The organism is Streptomyces nanhaiensis, assembly GCF_046614825.1.
Classification (GTDB): Bacteria; Actinomycetota; Actinomycetes; order Streptomycetales; family Streptomycetaceae; genus Streptomyces; species Streptomyces radiopugnans.
In genome coordinates this window covers 105,717-119,795 of the sequence record NZ_JBKJFM010000006.1, presented here as the reverse complement: position 1 = coordinate 119,795, position 14,079 = coordinate 105,717, and the positions used below count along the sequence as shown (strand labels likewise).

Sequence of the window (14,079 nt, the reverse complement as noted above, 5' to 3'; positions counted from 1 at the left end):
GGCCGCCTCGCGCAGTACGGCCTGCGCGGCCGCCCGGCGCCTGCGGCGGCGCTCGGTGCGCGCCAGCGCCAGCAGGGTGCGTCCCGCCTCGATGGGCAGCCCGTGCCCGGTGAAGCGGTCGGCGGTCTCCCGCAGCAGCTCCGCCCCCGCGTCCGGGTCGCCGGTGGCCGCCAGGTACTGGCCGCGCACCCGGTCCAGCGCCGTCAGCACGGTGGTGCGCCCCAGTCGCCGCGCCACCGGGGTGACCTCCGCCAGCAGGTCGGCGGCCCTCTCCGGTTCCCCGCCGGCCACGTAGGCCTCGGCCAGTTCCTCGTGCCAGCGCAGGACGGACGGGTCGGTGGCCAGGGCGGTGATCGGCAGGTCGCGGATGCCGCCGAGCGTCTCCAGGGCCAGGGCGGTCTCGCCCATGGCGAGTTGTACGCGCCCGAGCGCGTACAGGGAACAGTGCACGAAGACCTGGTCGCCCTCCTCCTGGGAGGCGCGCAGGCTGCGGCGGGCGTAGTCGGCCGCCCGCCGGAAGCTGCCGCCGGCGGTCTCGGCCAGCGCCGCGCTGTACCACAGCGGTCCCGGGGAGAACCCCGCCTCAAGCGCGATGGACACCGCGCGGCGGGCGTGGGCGAGGGCCGCGGCGCACTGCCCCTGGCGGGCCTCGACCTCGGCCAGGGAGCGCAGCGCCACCACCAGGTCCTCGGTGGTTCCCAGCCGTTCGAGCTCGGGCAGCAGGGCGAGCAGCCCCTCGCGCGCCTCGGTGAGCCGGTCGTCGAACAGGGCGTGGCGGAGGGCGAGCAGCCGCGGCCCGTTGCGCAGCGCGGGCGGAAGCCCCTCCCGCCACACGGCCAGGGCCTCCTCGGTGTGCGCCGCGGCCTCGGGCTCCCCCAGGGCGCGGCTGATGCGGGCGCGGGCGGTGGCCGCCAGTACGGCGGTCTCCCGGTCCCCGGCGGCCAGGGCCAGGCGGTACGCCTCCTCGGCGGTGGCGCGCGCCGCGACGCTGTCGCCGTCGGCCAGTTGCTGCTTCCACACCAGCCGGACCAGCACGGCCGCGCGCATCGACGGGTCGTCACCGGCGTCGGCCAGGGCGTGGGAGAAGGTCTCGTCCAGGTCGTTGAGGCTCTGGAAGGCGGTGTCCAGGATGGCGAGCCGGGCGCTCAGCCGGGCGGCGGGCGGTACGTCGCGGGCGAGGATGGCGTCGGCGGCCCGTTTGGACAGGTCGGGCCGGGCGGCGCGGGCCGCGTCGGCGGCGGCCCCCAGCAGCCGCGCCACCTCCTCCTCGGAGCGCCCGGCGGGGGTGCGTTCGGCGGCGAGCAGGCCGAGTTCGGCGGCCAGGGCGTGGTCCCCGCGGCGGCGGCAGGACTCCAGGGCCCGGTCGAGCTCGGCGGCCATCTCCGCGTCGGCGGCACGGGGGTCGGAGGCCAGGGCCCGGTGGCGTACGGCCTGCACGGGGTCGCCCACGGCCCCGGCCAGGGCGGTGTGGCAGGCGGCCCGCTCCGTCCAGTCCGCCTCGGCGGCCAGGGTCGCGGGCACCACTTTGGCGGTGAAGTCGACCGCGCCGTCCTCGCCGACGGTGAGCAGTCCGGCCCGTTCGGCGGCCGCGAGGTCCGCCTCGGCCGAGGCCCTGCCCGCCCTGTGCAGCACGGTCGTGGTCGGCCCGGTGGCCAGCGCGGCGAGCAGCAGGGTGGGGTGCGTCCCGGCGGGCACCTCGGCCAGCATGTGGCGGGCGGCGGCCCGCGCCTCGCCGCCCAGCGGCAGTTCGTCGGCGTGGTGGACGAAGGTGCGGGTGCCCGCCAGGGAGCGGCCGATGGCCAGGGCCAGCCTGGGGTTGCCGCCGCTGGCCCGGTGGATGCGGCCGGCCAGGCGGGCGGGGAGTTCGTGGTCGGCCAGCAGCGCGGCGACGTGGTCGGCGCCGAGCGGCGGGACGGGGACGACGCGGGGGCCGGTGTGGCCGAAGAGGTTCTCCGCGTGCAGCGGGCTGGTGTGCTGCCGTTCGGCCACCAGGGCCCGTACGGCCGGCGGCGCCTTGTGCAGGGCGAAGCGGAGCAGGGCGGAGCTGTCGGGGTCCAGCCACTGGGCGTTGTCCACCACGAGCAGCACGGGCCCCTCGGCCGCCAGGAGGCGCAGCACCTGGGCCACGGCCAGCCGCAGGGCGACGCGGTCCTGTCCGGCGGCGGGCGCCTCCGTCTCGCGGCGGGCCACGGCGACGGCGGTGCGCTGCGGCCGGGGCAGCTCCCGTACGGCCGCCTCGGGCACGTCGTCCAGCAGTCCGGCCGCGCCCGCGCCGGGGATGTCCCGGTCCTCCTCCTCCGGAGCCAGCCACAGGACGGTCTCCCCCCGCGCCCGGCGTTCCTCCGGCCTGACCACGGCGGCGACCAGGGCCGTCTTGCCGATGCCCGGCGGGCCGGTGAGGGCGGCCCTGCCGTGGTCGCGCAGCGTCCGCTCCAGGTGGTCCAGCAGATCACCGCGCCCGACCAGCGCCGGACGGGGGGTCTCCCGCTCCAGCCCCATAAACCGCCTCCGGTCGTGTTCATGCCCGTGCCCGCGAGGATACGGAGGACATGGGCTACCGGTCGATGGTCTTCGGCGTGGACGTTCGACGGATTTTCGACGGGGGTTTCGGCGGAGGTTTCGGCGGAGGCCCGGGCGGGGTTCCCGGCGGACGCCGGGTGGACGCCGGGTGGACGCCGGGCGGGTGCGGGGCGGGTGCGGGGAGCTCCCGGCGGCGCGGGGGTTCCGCGCCGGAGACCGGCAGGGCCTGCCGGCGGGTGCAGCGTCGGCAGGCCCTGGTTCTCCGGCCGGTCCGGACCGTCTCGGTGCCGGTCCGGACCGGTGGGGGTCGGGGGTCCCCTGTGGGGGCGGGGACCCCCGGGAGCCCGCCCCGTCAGGTGGACGGGCCCCGGTCCGGTGGCCGTCCGGGCCGGGTGGTTCCGGCCCGTCCGGTCGCGTTCGGTTCGCTCAGAAGGTCAGGCTCCAGGAGTCGATGTAGCCGGTGTCCCCGGAGTAGACGTCCTTGACCCGCAGCCTCCAGGTGCCGTTGGCGGCCACCGAGGAGGCGTCGACGGTGTAGGTGGCGATCACGTTGTCGGCGCTGTCCGAGGCGGAGGACTGCTTGAGGGTGGCGTAGCGGCCGTCGGGGGCGACCAGTTCGACGACCAGGTCACCGCGGTAGGTGTGCTTGATGTCGACGGCGACCTGCAGGTCGGCCGGCGCGTTGCCGCTGCGGCCGCTCACCGCGATCGGGGAGGTGACACCGGTGGTGTTGTTGTCCGGGATGGAGACGTTGGCGCCGTTGGTGTAGGTGTCGCCGGCCGGAGGCTGCTCGCCGCCGCCACCGCTGTCGCCGCCGGCGGCCGCGACGGTCGCGGCCGCGTCGGCCAGGCCGGCGCCGCAGCCGCCGCTGCACGTGCCGGGCAGGGTGCGGGCGCCCGACTTGATCAGCTGCTCGATCTGGGCGGGGCTCAGCGAGGAGTTGGCCGACTTCATCAGCGCGGCCAGGCCGGCGATGTGCGGGGCGGCCATGCTGGTGCCCTGGTAGTAGGCGTAGGTCTCGCCGGCGGGCCGGGTGGAGCCGGAGTCCACCGTGGAGAGGATGCCGTTGGTCCGGGTCGCGGTCTCACCGCCGGGGGCGGTGATGTCGATGATCGAACCGTAGTTGGAGTAGGAGGCCCGGTTGCCCTCGCGGTCGCCGGCGGCGACGGTGACGACGTTGTTGCAGCTCGCCGGGGTGAAGTTGGCGGCGTTGGCGTTGCTGTTGCCCGCCGCGACGACGACCGTGGTGCCGCGGCCCACCGCGCCGTTGATCGCGTTCTGGTAGGTGCTGGAGCAGGTGCCGCCGCCGCCCAGGCTCATGTTGATGACGTGGGCCGGGGTGGGGTTGGCCGGGACGCCGGAGACGGTGCCGCCGGAGGCCCAGGTGATGGCGTCGGCGATGTCGGCGGTGGTGCCGCCGCACTTGGCGAGCACGCGGACGGGCTGGATCTTCGCGTTGTACGCGATGCCCGCGATGCCCTTGCCGTTGTTCGTCGCCGCGGCGATGGTGCCCGCGACGTGGGTGCCGTGCCAGGAGGAGGGGCTGTTGTAACTGGCTCCGCACTCACCGGCGTTGAACCAGTCGCCCTCGTCGGCGGGGTTGCTGTCGCGGCCGTTGCCGTCCCGCGCGTTGGTGGCGTCGGAGACGAAGTCGTAGCCGGGGACGATGTTGGCGGCGAGGTCGGAGTGGGCGACGTAGCCGGTGTCCAGGACGGCGACGACCGTGCCCTGGCCGGTGGACCTGTCCCAGGCGCCGGGCACGCGCATGCCGGCGGTGGACTCGAAGAGGTCCCACTGGCTGCTGTACTGCGGGTCGTTGGGGGTCGCCATCGCGTACACGCGGGTGTTGGGCTCGGCGTAGGCGACGTCCGGGTCGCTCTCGAAGGCCTCGACGATCTCGTCGATCTCGGCCCGGGAGGTCTTGCCCTCCACCTCGTACAGGGCCGCGCCCGTGGCCAGGCGGCGCTCGAACTTCAGCTTCTGCCCCGCCTTCTTCCCCTTGGCGGTGGCCTCGGCCCTGGCCGCGGAGTCGGACTCGGCCGCGCTCGGGGAGGCGTTGGCCGCCTTGGTCTCGGTGCGGTTGTGGTAGGCGACGATGACGCCGTCCGCGGGCGCCTCGGGGAGCTCGGTCCGCTGCTCGCCTGCCTTGGGGGCGGTCTCACCGGCCTGGGGCGCCGCGGTGGCGACGGACGCGGTGGCGGCGCCGGTCATGAGGGTGGCGGTCGCCGCCAGCACGGATATCAGTCTTCGCCTTGGGGCCTTCACGGGGGGGTCCTTTCGAAGCTGCCCGGACAGGCCGGGCAGTGGGGGTGCCTGGTGCGGGGGGTTGCACCGGGGTTCCGGGCGGGGTGGGGCATGACGTCGGTTCCGCCCGGAACACCGGTGCCGCCGACCATAGGAACGCCCCGGCCGACCCCGATACGGGGAAAACCCTTGCGTCCCCTCCCCGGTCCGCCGCCCACCGGCCCACGGGGCGGGAAACGGGGGCCGTACGTCCGGAAAAGCCCGGATGCCGGCGGCAGGTCGCCTCCGTGACGATCCGCCGGACGTCCGGTGAATTCGCGCCGGTCCGCGCTCCTGCTCCCGCGCCCGCCCGCCCGGTGCGCGGGCGGGCGCGGGAGCCCGGACCGGGCGCCGTATCCGGGCCGCATGCCTCACCGCACCCCACCCAACTCCCCCGTACGGGTGAATGCGCGACCGGTCTTCCAGTCCCTCGCGACCGGGGGAGCAGGCACACCCCGCCCCGTCTTCCGAGGTCGGCCGCCTTCTCTCCGGCCCATGCACGGAACACGGGAGACCGCAAGACCGACCAAAAGCGCATATGCACATCCATCGGTGTGTTCGTAACGTCGTCTGTGAGGCCGCCCACACCGGGCGGTGACACCCACCTGGCATCCCACCGAGGAGGACCCAGATGCTCACCCACACCACGGGAACCACCCTTGCCCCCGCCGCTCCGGCCGAGCGCGACATGGTCGCCGACCTGATGACGACGCGCGAGGCCCCGGTCAGCGACGCGCCCGTGTGGGCGCCGGAGGCGATCGGCCTGCTGCTGCTCGCGCTCCTGCTCTCCCCCAGGGAGCCGCGGGAGAAGTGACGCGACCGCTCTCCACAGCGGGATGCGACAGGAAGCGGCATGATGCGACAGAAGCGAACAGGATCGGCATAACATGACATACCGAATCAGAGAGGTAGGTCACTGATGCCGAACCCGGACACCCCATCGCGCACGGACTACGCCGCGGCGGTGGAGGGTCTGGCCGACCGTGTCCTCGGTGCCCTGCGGGGCGCCGGGGATCCGGCGGTGGATCCGGCGGTGGTGGCCTCCCAGGTGGACGAAGCCCCCGACCCCAAGGTCGCGCTGGCGGCCGTACGGGTCCTGGGACCCGACGTGTTCGCCCCCGCGCTGCTGGCCGGAGTGCCCTTCGGGCCCGGCGACGCCCGGGCGGTGGCCGAGTCCCTGCGAATCTTTCCGCCCGCTCCGGACGCCGCGCCCGAGGCCGCGTGGCGCGACTGGACGACCGTGCGGCTCCTCGCGCGGTACGGCGGTGGCTCCCCCGACAGCACCTTCACCGACACCCCCGAGGACACCCTGGGCGTACGCGAACCGGCGCCCCCGGGCGGCACCGGCCCCGCGGGCTCCCCCGGCTCCCCCGGTCCCTCCTGGCGCGACCTGTCCCTGAGCATGGCGCAGCTCTCCCCGCTCGCCCTGCCCAACGTCGACGGCCCCGTCCACGAGACCGCCCTGGACCGGCTGCGCGATCTGAGCCGGGGCACCGCCCGCGCGATGCTGCGCCGCGACTACCCGACCGCGGCCCGGCTGGCGCGCTGGCTCGCCTGCGCACTGCACCGCGGCGCGCGCCCGGACCTCGACACGGCCGCCGTGGTGCGGCACCTCGAACTGCACTGCGGGGGCGGCGGGCGCACCGCGCTGGACACCGCCGTCGCCCGCGGCCTGCTGGACCGTTCGCAGCCGCAGAGGCCGGGAGGGCCGACCGCATGAGCACACCCCGCACCACCGCCGCGGCCCCCGCCCCCGTGGGGCGGTCGGCGCACCGGGTGGCCACCCGCGCCCTCGGCTGGCTGCGCCGCCACTGCGAGCTGGGCACCCTGCCGCCCGGCACCACCTCGGACATGGCCGACCCCGACAACATCTACAAGCCGCTGGGCGAGACGGCCCTGGCCGCCTCCCTGGTGCTGCGCGAGGGACTGGCCTCCGCGCAGGAGGAGCGCACCGCCCGCGAGCTGCTCGACTTCGCCTGGTGGGAGCTGCGCGGCGGGGACATGCTCTACGAGCGCCAGTTGCGCTACATGATGATGGTCGACCCGCTGGAGCTGTACGCGCACTTCGTCCGCGCCGGCTACCGCCACCGGCGTCTGGAGGCGCTGCTGGACCACCTCGGCGGCCTGGTCACGATGGACGCCGTCGAGCAGGTGCCCAACCGCCGCCTCGCCGTCGCCAACGCCGCCCGCCTGACGGGCCTGGCGCGCGAGACCGACTGGAAGCGGCTGACCGACGCCACCTGGCTCGGCAACACACCCGAGCCGTGGGTGATCGACTGGATGACGGCGTACTGCGTGACGCACACCGTCTTCCACATCACCGACTGGGGGGCCCGCCCCGGCGACCTGCCGCCGCATCTGGAGGAGTACCTCCAGCTCTGGCTGCCGGTGTGGCTGGACATCTGGCGGGAGGTCCAGGAGTGGGACCTCGTCACCGAGCTGCTGATCGTCGGAAGCTGCCTGCGCGAGCCCTACGCCGACCCCGTCCTGTGGGAGGAGCTGGCCTCGGTGCAGCACGAGGACGGGCTGATGCCGCGGGACGGCAAGGAGGTCGAGGGGGACGCCGCCCAGCGCTTCCGGGACCACCACCACCCCACCGTCGTCGCGGCCGTCGCCGGCACCCTGGCGCTCTCCCGCGCCGCCCAGCGGTGAGCCCGGTGTCCTCCGACACGGCCCCCCGCCCCGGGCCCGAACGGGACCCCGGCTCCGGAACCGGCGCCGGACCGGAGGCCGAAGCCGGCGCCGGACCGGAGGCCGAAGCCGGCACCGGATCCTCCGCCGACACCACCGGCACCACCACCCCCACCGCACAGCCCGAGTCCGCGCTCTCCCTGCCCCTGGAGACGGTCGCCGCCGCCGCACCCGGCCCCGCGGTGGCGGTCGTGGCGGTACGGGCGGGCGAGTCCAGGATGCTGTGCCGGGGCGCCTCCGCCGCCACCCGCTTCGAACTCGGCTCGGTGACCAAGACGTTCACCGCCCTGCTGCTGGCCGAGGCGGTGGCCCGGGGCGAGCTGGGCCACGACGACCCGATCGCCGGGCTCCTCCCCGCGGCGGCCGTGCCCGAGGGGTACGGCGACCGGATCACCCTCGCCCACCTGGCCTCGCACACCGCCGGGCTGCCCGTGCTGCCGCCGGGTCTGCTGGCACGGGCCGTGCCCCGCTTCTACACCAACCCCTACGAGGGCTTCACCCCCGAGCACCTGCTGCACGCCCTCTCCCAGACCCGGGTGCGCCACCCTCCCGGGCAGCGGGTGCGCTACTCCAACTTCGGCGTCGGGCTGCTGGGCCGGCTGCTGTCGGACGCGGCAGGCACCCCGTACGGCGAGGCGCTCGCCACCCGGGTCCTCACGCCGCTGGGACTGGCCGACAGCACCTGCGACCCCGGGCTGCCCCAGGCCACCGGCCACTGGCACGGCCGCCCCCGCCCGCCCTGGCGCATCCCCGGCCTGCCGGGCGCGGGCGCGCTGCGCTCCAGCGCCCGCGACCTCCGGCGCTACCTGGAGGTCCTGCTCTCCCCGCCGCCGGAGACCGACGAGGCCCTGCGCACCGCCCTCCACGACGTCACCCGCCCCCGGGCGACCGCACCCGGCGGCGACCGGATGTGCCTGGCCTGGAAGGCGCGCACCCACACCGCCCGCGACGGCGGCGGCTTCGACCTGCTGTTCCACTCCGGCGGCACCCGGGGCTTCACGTCCTTCGCCGGCTTCTGCCCGGTCGCCCGCATCGGCCTGGCGGCGGTGACCAACAGCTCCCCCACCCTGCGCGGCACCTTCATCCGCACCGCCTACCGCACCCTGCGCGACCTCGCGGCCGAAGCCCCCACCCGCTGATCCCCGCCGGGCCGGGAACACCGTCGGCCGGTGCGCCCACCCCCCTGTACGCCGCACGCCTCCCGGCGGCAGTGCAGCTCGAACCAGACGGTCTTGCCGATCCCGCAGGGGCGCGGGTACGCGCCCCAGGCGTCGGAGAGGGCGGCGACCAGGGCCAGGCCCCGGCCCGACTCGTCCTCCGGCGACGTGCCGCGCGGGCGCGGCATGCCGTCGCCCGCGTCGCAGACCTCCACCCGCAACCCCCGGTCGCCGGGTACGCAGCGCAGGGCGATCTCCCGGCCGGGCGGGGTGCGGGCGTGGCGGCAGGCGTTGGCCACCAGCTCGCTCAGCAGCAGTACGGCCGTCTCCGCCGTCGTGTCCGGCACCTTCCAGACGCTCAGCCCGTCTCGCAGCAGGGCCCGCGCGGGGATCAGCCGCGAGGCGCTGGGCGACGAGGCGGGCTACGGCTACGGCTACGGCTACGAGACCATCAAGTCCATGGAGCAGGGCCGCCGCAAGCCGACGGTCCGGCTACTGGAGGTCGCCGACGAGATGTGCGACGCGCGGGGCCTGCTGGTGGCGGCCCAGGAGTACCTGAAGCCGGAGAAGTTCCCGGCGCGTACGCGGGAGTTCATGGACGCCGAGGACCGCGCCATCGCCCTGTACTGGTACGAGGCGCTGCTCATCCCCGGTCTGCTCCAGACCGAGGCGTACGCGCGGGCGCTGATCGGCAACCACTATCCGCCGCTGGACGAGGAGACCGTCCAGGAGCGGGTCGCGGCCAGGCTGGAGCGGCAGGAGAAGCTCACACGCAGGCCGACCGTGGCATTCGGCTTCGTGATCTACGAGGCCGCCCTGCGCACCCGCGTCGGCGGTGACGAGGTGATGCGGGAACAGCTCCACCACCTGCTGGAGATGGGCGAGTTGCGCAATGTCTCCGTCCAGGTGCTCCCCGTCGAGCGCGGGGTGTCCGGCGGCCTCAGCGGGCCCATGGTGCTTCTGGAAACGGCCGAACACGAGTACTACGCCTATGCGGAGGGGCAGGAGACAGGTGCGCTCTACTCCGACCCGGAGAAGATCAGTGCGTTCACCCAGCGCCATGGAATGATCCGCATGCAGGCTCTCAGCACCGAGGAATCGGCGCGCTTCATCAGGAAGGTGGCGGAGGAGCTATGAGGGACGGCCTGGTCTGGTTCAAGTCCAGCCACAGCGACTCGGAAGGCGGCGCGTGCGTCGAGGTGGCCGCGTGCGCCGACGCCGTGCACGTGCGCGACTCCAAGGCGGCGGACGGGCCGCAGCTCGTGCTCCCGCCCGCCGCCTGGGCCGACTTCGTCGCGTACGCCGCCCGCGCGTGACCCACCGCCCGGCCGCCGGTTGAGCCCGGCGGCCGGGCACACCGGGCTCACCCGGTGGGCGGTCAGCCGAGGTCGGCGAGCTTGCGCTGCAGTACCGTCCGCTCGCGTTCGTTGCCGCACAGCCGGACCGCGCGCCCCAGTTCGGCGCGCGCCTCGTCGGTGCGCCCCAGGCGGGCGAGGAGTTCCCCGCGGACGTTCGGCAGCAGGTGGGAGCCGGACAGCTCCTTGGCGCCGGCCAGCCCGTCCACGATGGTCAGGGCCGCCGCCGGCCCCTGCGCCATGCAGACGGCCACCGCCCGGTTGAGGTCGACCACCGGTGAGGGCGCGAGCCGGCCGAGCGCCTCGTAGAGGAGCACGATCCGCTCCCAGTCGGTCTCCTCTACCGAGGGGGCGGCCGTGTGGCACTCGGCGATCGCCGCCTGCAGGCCGTAGGCGCCCAGGCCCCGGCCGGTCCGCTCGGCGCGGGCCAGGGCGGCCCGTCCCCGGCGGATCGCGGCGCGGTCCCAGCGGCGGCGGTCCTGGTGCTCCAGCAGCACCGGCTCGCCGTCCGGCCCGGTACGGGCGGGGAAGCGCGCCGCGGTCAGCTCCAGCAGTGCCAGCAGGCCGTGGACCTCGCCCTCGTCCGGCATCAGCCGGCTGAGCACCCGCGCCAGACGCTGCGCCTCGCCCGCGAGGTCGAACCGGATCAGGTCCCCGCCCGAACTGGCCGAGGAGCCCTCGGTGAAGATCAGGTAGACGACGCTGAGGACCGAGCCGAGCCGTTCGGCCCGTTCGTCGGCCGCCGGAGTCCCGAACGGGACGCGGGCCGCCTTCAGGGTCTTCTTCGCCCGGGTGATCCGGGCCTGCACGGTGGCGGTCGGCACCAGGAACGCCCTGGCGATCTCGTCGCTCGTCAGACCGCCGACCACCCGCAGGGTGAGCGCCACCCGCGCCTCCCGCGACAGCACGGGATGGCAGGAGAGGAACATCAGCGCGAGGGTGTCGTCGTCGATGCGGTCCGGGTCCCACAGCACGTCCTCGGCCTCCCTGACCGGGTCGGGGGGCGCGCCCCCCGGGACGCCTCCCGAGACGATGCCGCCCTCGCCCAGGCCGTGGGCGAGGGCGGCGTACCGCTCGCCGAGGGCGGAGCGCCGGCGGAACGCGTCGATCGCACGACGACGGCCGACGGTGAGCAGCCACCCCGCCGGGTCTCGGGGCGCGCCCTCGCGCGGCCAGTTCACCAGCGCCTCGGCCAGCGCCTCCTGGGCGCAGTCCTCGGCCAGCGCGAAGTCGCCGGTGTACCGCGCGAGCGCGCCGACGATCCGCGCGGACTCGATCCGCCAGACGGCGGCGACGGCCTCACGGCCGGTGGGGTCGGCCATCCGCCGTCACTCCCCTCAGAGCTGGCCGGTGGCCTCGCGCCACGCCCGCTCCTTCTGGATCCACTCGTTGTCCTGGGGGAACTCGTCGATCGTGGTGACCCGGCGGATCTCGGTCTTCAGGCCCGGGCCGCTGAACGGCGCCCGCCTGGCCCACTCGACGGCCTCCTCCTTGGACGCCACGTTGAGGATGTAGAAGCCGCCGAACAGCTCCTTCGTCTCGCCGTAGGGGCCGTCGGTGACCACGGGCGGCTCGGAGGAGTGGTCGACGACCACGCCCTCGGCGGCGTCGTCGAGCCCTTCCGCGGCGACCAGTACCCCGGCCCGGATCAGCTCGTCGTTGTACCGGCCGATGGTCTCGAGCATCTGGCCGAAGTCGACGTCCGCCATCCCCGCGAGGGCCTCGTCGGTGGCGCGCATGATCAGCATGTACTTCATGGCTCTGTCTCCCTGGTGGTTCCGGGGCCTCTTCCTGCCCCTCTCACCCATAGGTCGAACGGGGACGGCGCGGATCAACACGGCCGCCGATTTTTTTCGGGGGAACTCCGGCAGCGTATGGCACGCGCCGGTGATCCCTGCGGAGATCGCGTGCGACCGCGTCGAGGGGCCGCGCGTCTCCGGCCCCGGCCCGCCTCGCAAGGTCGGAGGCGCTCACGGCGCGGTGGGCGGTTCGGCGCGGTAGGCGCGGTGGAGCAGGTCCGTGAAGGCCGGGGCGGCGGGCAGGGAGGCGGAGCCGATCCGGTGTACGGCGATCCCCGGCGTCCAGGAGTTCATGACGGCGGCCCCGGCCAGTTCCGGCAGGTCGGCGAGGGTGATCTCCCGGACGCGCTGGGGTACGCCCAGGCGGTCCAGTTGCCGGCGCACGACGCCCATCGTGACCCCGGTCAGTACGTCGGCCTCGGGCCACACCACCGCCGAGCCGTCCCAGAAGGCCAGGTTCCAGATCGTCGCCTCACCGATCCGGCCCCGGCGGTCGGTGAAGGCGGCGTCGTCGAAGCCCTGCGCGGCGGCCCGGCGCAGCAGGTACGTCTTGGCCGCCTCGCCGACGAGCTTGACCGACGGCAGGAACCGCTCGTGCTCGAACGCCGCCAGCGCCAGCGGCCCTTCGGGCCCGGAGGCGGGCGGTCCGGTGCGGACCAGCATCTCCGGTTCGGCGTCCGCCGCCGTGAACTCGCCCGCCGGGGAGTACACCACGGCCGTCAGCGACACGTCCTGCGGCCCGCCTTCCAGGGCCGCGCGCAGGCGGGACCGCACCAGGTCGTCGGGAAGCGCCCGGCCGTACAGCTCCAGCGAGGCCGAGCGCAGCCGCGCCAGATGCAGGTCGAGCCCGCGGACCCGGCCGCCGCGCACCTGCATGGCGGTGAAGTGGGCGTGGCCCGCGAAGGCGAGCGGCGCCAGCTCGCCGGTGGTGGCCGTACGGCCGTCGCGGTGGACGGCGTAAGGGGTCGATGGGGTCATGTGCGTCGCTCCGAAGCTCGGGTTCCGGGAGTTCACGGGTGTCAGGGGTTTCAGGGGTTTCAGGGGTTTCAGGAAAAGGCGCGGCGGGCGCGGAATGCCCGCTCGCGGGGCGACGTTAGGGCTTCACACCGGTGTGAAGGTCAACTCCCGGGAAGGGCGGGGCACATGCTGATCGGGGAGCTGTCCCGGCGCACGGGGGTCAGTACGCGGCTGCTGCGGTACTACGAGGAGCAGGGGCTGCTCACCCCCGAGCGCGGCCCGAACGGCTACCGCACCTACGGCGAGGACGCGGTGCTCACCGTGCGGCAGATCCGCGCCCTGCTGGACGCGGGCCTGACCACCGAGGTGATCCGCTCGGTGCTGCCGTGCGCCCGGGGCCCGGAGCCGGGCTTCGACTGGTGCGCGGATCTGCGGGGCGCGCTGGAGCGGGAACTGGCGGCGTTGGACGAGCGCATCGGCGAGCTGACGCGCAGCCGCGACGCGCTCGCCGCCTACCTCGCCCGCCCCTGAGGGGGCTGTACGAGCACGGGCCGCCGCCGTCCGGGGGCGGGTCCTCAGGTGCCAGGTCCCGCATGGGCCGTGATCCGGGCGATGGTGCGGGCGTTGTCCTCGTGCAGGTGCGCCTGCATGCCGAACTCCCGCGCGGCCTCGACGTTCTCCGGGAGGTCGTCGACGAAGAGGCAGTCCTGAGGGCGCGCGCCCATGGCGGCGCACGCCGCCTCGTATGCGCGGAGGTCGGGCTTGAGGACGCCGATCTCGTGTGAGTAGACGATCCGGTCGACCAGTGCGCCGAAGCCGTACGCCGCCTCTTCCCGCTCACGGGCGCCGACGAAGCTGTTGCTGAGGATGCCGAGTCCGAGCCCCGGCCCGCAGCGCCCCCTCAGTCCGCGTACGCAGGCGATCAGTTCCTTGTTGGCCGTGCCCAGGTACTCGGTCCACAGGTCGGCCATGAAGGTGTCCACCGCCTCCTCGTCCAGGGCGAGTTCGGCCGAGATCCGGGCCCGCACCTCCGGCTCGTCGATCTCTCCGACTCTTCCGGCCCGCCAGACCTCCCCCAGCCGCCGGTTCACGGCGCCGGGCGGCAGGCCGAGCCGCCGCTCCCAGCGCCGGTGCCATCCCGTCCTCGGGGTGATCTCCAGTACGCCGCCTATGTCGAGGACGACGCAGCGCGAATCCATGGGCCCTCCCTCTCCGCTCCGTTGCACCGGACGGGAGGGGGACGGCGCGGCGCGGGCCGCCGGTTCCCGGTCCACGGGTCGCCGGGCGGTACGCCGCCCGCTCCGGATGGCCGGGAAT

14 protein-coding genes are annotated in these 14,079 nt (G+C 74.9%); 7 read left to right on the top strand and 7 right to left on the bottom strand.

From position 1 onward, the window contains the following. Positions 1-2,499, bottom strand: a 2,499-nt coding sequence (locus ACLIYP_RS03885) for an AAA family ATPase (RefSeq protein WP_412711718.1), incomplete at its 3' end; no start/stop codon positions are given. Between the two features lie 447 nt (positions 2,500-2,946). Next, positions 2,947-4,731 (bottom strand): S8 family serine peptidase, encoded by a 1,785-nt coding sequence (locus tag ACLIYP_RS03880; RefSeq protein WP_412711725.1) that lies wholly within the window; start codon positions 4,729-4,731, stop codon positions 2,947-2,949. A 703-nt stretch (positions 4,732-5,434) separates the two neighbouring features. On the opposite strand from ACLIYP_RS03880, the gene ACLIYP_RS03875 reads away from it, so the two are divergent. The 4 genes from ACLIYP_RS03875 to ACLIYP_RS03860 all read left to right on the top strand — a co-directional run bounded on the left by ACLIYP_RS03875 (position 5,435) and on the right by ACLIYP_RS03860 (position 8,633). Further along, positions 5,435-5,617, top strand: a complete 183-nt coding sequence (locus tag ACLIYP_RS03875) for a hypothetical protein (protein WP_093657563.1) — start codon at positions 5,435-5,437, stop codon at positions 5,615-5,617. Positions 5,618-5,722: 105 nt separating this feature from the next. Next, positions 5,723-6,523, top strand: a complete 801-nt coding sequence (locus ACLIYP_RS03870; RefSeq protein ID WP_412711717.1) for a hypothetical protein — start codon at positions 5,723-5,725, stop codon at positions 6,521-6,523. Beyond that, positions 6,520-7,455, top strand: a complete 936-nt coding sequence (locus tag ACLIYP_RS03865; RefSeq protein ID WP_412711716.1) for a DUF6895 family protein — start codon at positions 6,520-6,522, stop codon at positions 7,453-7,455. Before ACLIYP_RS03870 ends, ACLIYP_RS03865 begins: the two co-directional genes overlap by 4 nt. Positions 7,456-7,460: 5 nt before the next feature. Beyond that, a complete protein-coding gene (locus tag ACLIYP_RS03860) occupies positions 7,461-8,633 on the top strand; it encodes a serine hydrolase domain-containing protein (RefSeq protein ID WP_412711715.1) in 1,173 nt (390 codons plus the stop codon). On the opposite strand, the gene ACLIYP_RS03855 is transcribed toward ACLIYP_RS03860, so the two are convergent. After that, entirely contained in the window at positions 8,588-8,998 is a 411-nt protein-coding gene (locus ACLIYP_RS03855; RefSeq protein WP_412711714.1) for an ATP-binding protein, read from the bottom strand. The two genes, ACLIYP_RS03860 and ACLIYP_RS03855, sit on opposite strands and share 46 nt — an antisense overlap. Between ACLIYP_RS03855 and ACLIYP_RS03850 the strand changes: the two genes are divergently transcribed. Together ACLIYP_RS03850 and ACLIYP_RS03845 are read left to right on the top strand one after the other, a co-directional pair. Next, positions 8,988-9,788, top strand: a complete 801-nt coding sequence (locus tag ACLIYP_RS03850; protein ID WP_412711713.1) for a DUF5753 domain-containing protein — start codon at positions 8,988-8,990, stop codon at positions 9,786-9,788. The two genes, ACLIYP_RS03855 and ACLIYP_RS03850, sit on opposite strands and share 11 nt — an antisense overlap. After that, positions 9,785-9,967: a DUF397 domain-containing protein gene (locus ACLIYP_RS03845; protein WP_412711712.1), complete on the top strand. Its 183-nt coding sequence runs from the start codon at positions 9,785-9,787 to the stop codon at positions 9,965-9,967. Before ACLIYP_RS03850 ends, ACLIYP_RS03845 begins: the two co-directional genes overlap by 4 nt. 62 nt (positions 9,968-10,029) lie before the next feature. On the opposite strand, the gene ACLIYP_RS03840 is transcribed toward ACLIYP_RS03845, so the two are convergent. From ACLIYP_RS03840 to ACLIYP_RS03830, 3 genes are all read right to left on the bottom strand, one after another. Beyond that, positions 10,030-11,328: an RNA polymerase sigma factor gene (locus ACLIYP_RS03840; RefSeq protein WP_412711711.1), complete on the bottom strand. Its 1,299-nt coding sequence runs from the start codon at positions 11,326-11,328 to the stop codon at positions 10,030-10,032. 15 nt (positions 11,329-11,343) lie between these two features. After that, positions 11,344-11,763, bottom strand: coding sequence for a YciI family protein (locus ACLIYP_RS03835; protein ID WP_093657555.1), 420 nt, complete (start codon positions 11,761-11,763; stop codon positions 11,344-11,346). 213 nt (positions 11,764-11,976) lie between these two features. Continuing rightward, a complete protein-coding gene (locus ACLIYP_RS03830) occupies positions 11,977-12,783 on the bottom strand; it encodes an aminotransferase class IV family protein (protein ID WP_412711710.1) in 807 nt (268 codons plus the stop codon). Positions 12,784-12,948: 165 nt separating this feature from the next. Here ACLIYP_RS03830 and ACLIYP_RS03825 point away from each other — a divergent pair, with 165 nt between their 5' ends. Further along, positions 12,949-13,293: a MerR family transcriptional regulator gene (locus ACLIYP_RS03825; RefSeq protein WP_412711709.1), complete on the top strand. Its 345-nt coding sequence runs from the start codon at positions 12,949-12,951 to the stop codon at positions 13,291-13,293. Between the two features lie 44 nt (positions 13,294-13,337). Here ACLIYP_RS03825 and ACLIYP_RS03820 read toward each other — a convergent pair whose 3' ends face one another. After that, on the bottom strand, positions 13,338-13,961 hold the full coding sequence (locus tag ACLIYP_RS03820) for an HAD family hydrolase (protein ID WP_412711708.1): 624 nt from the start codon (positions 13,959-13,961) through the stop codon (positions 13,338-13,340). Positions 13,962-14,079 lie beyond the last annotated feature (118 nt).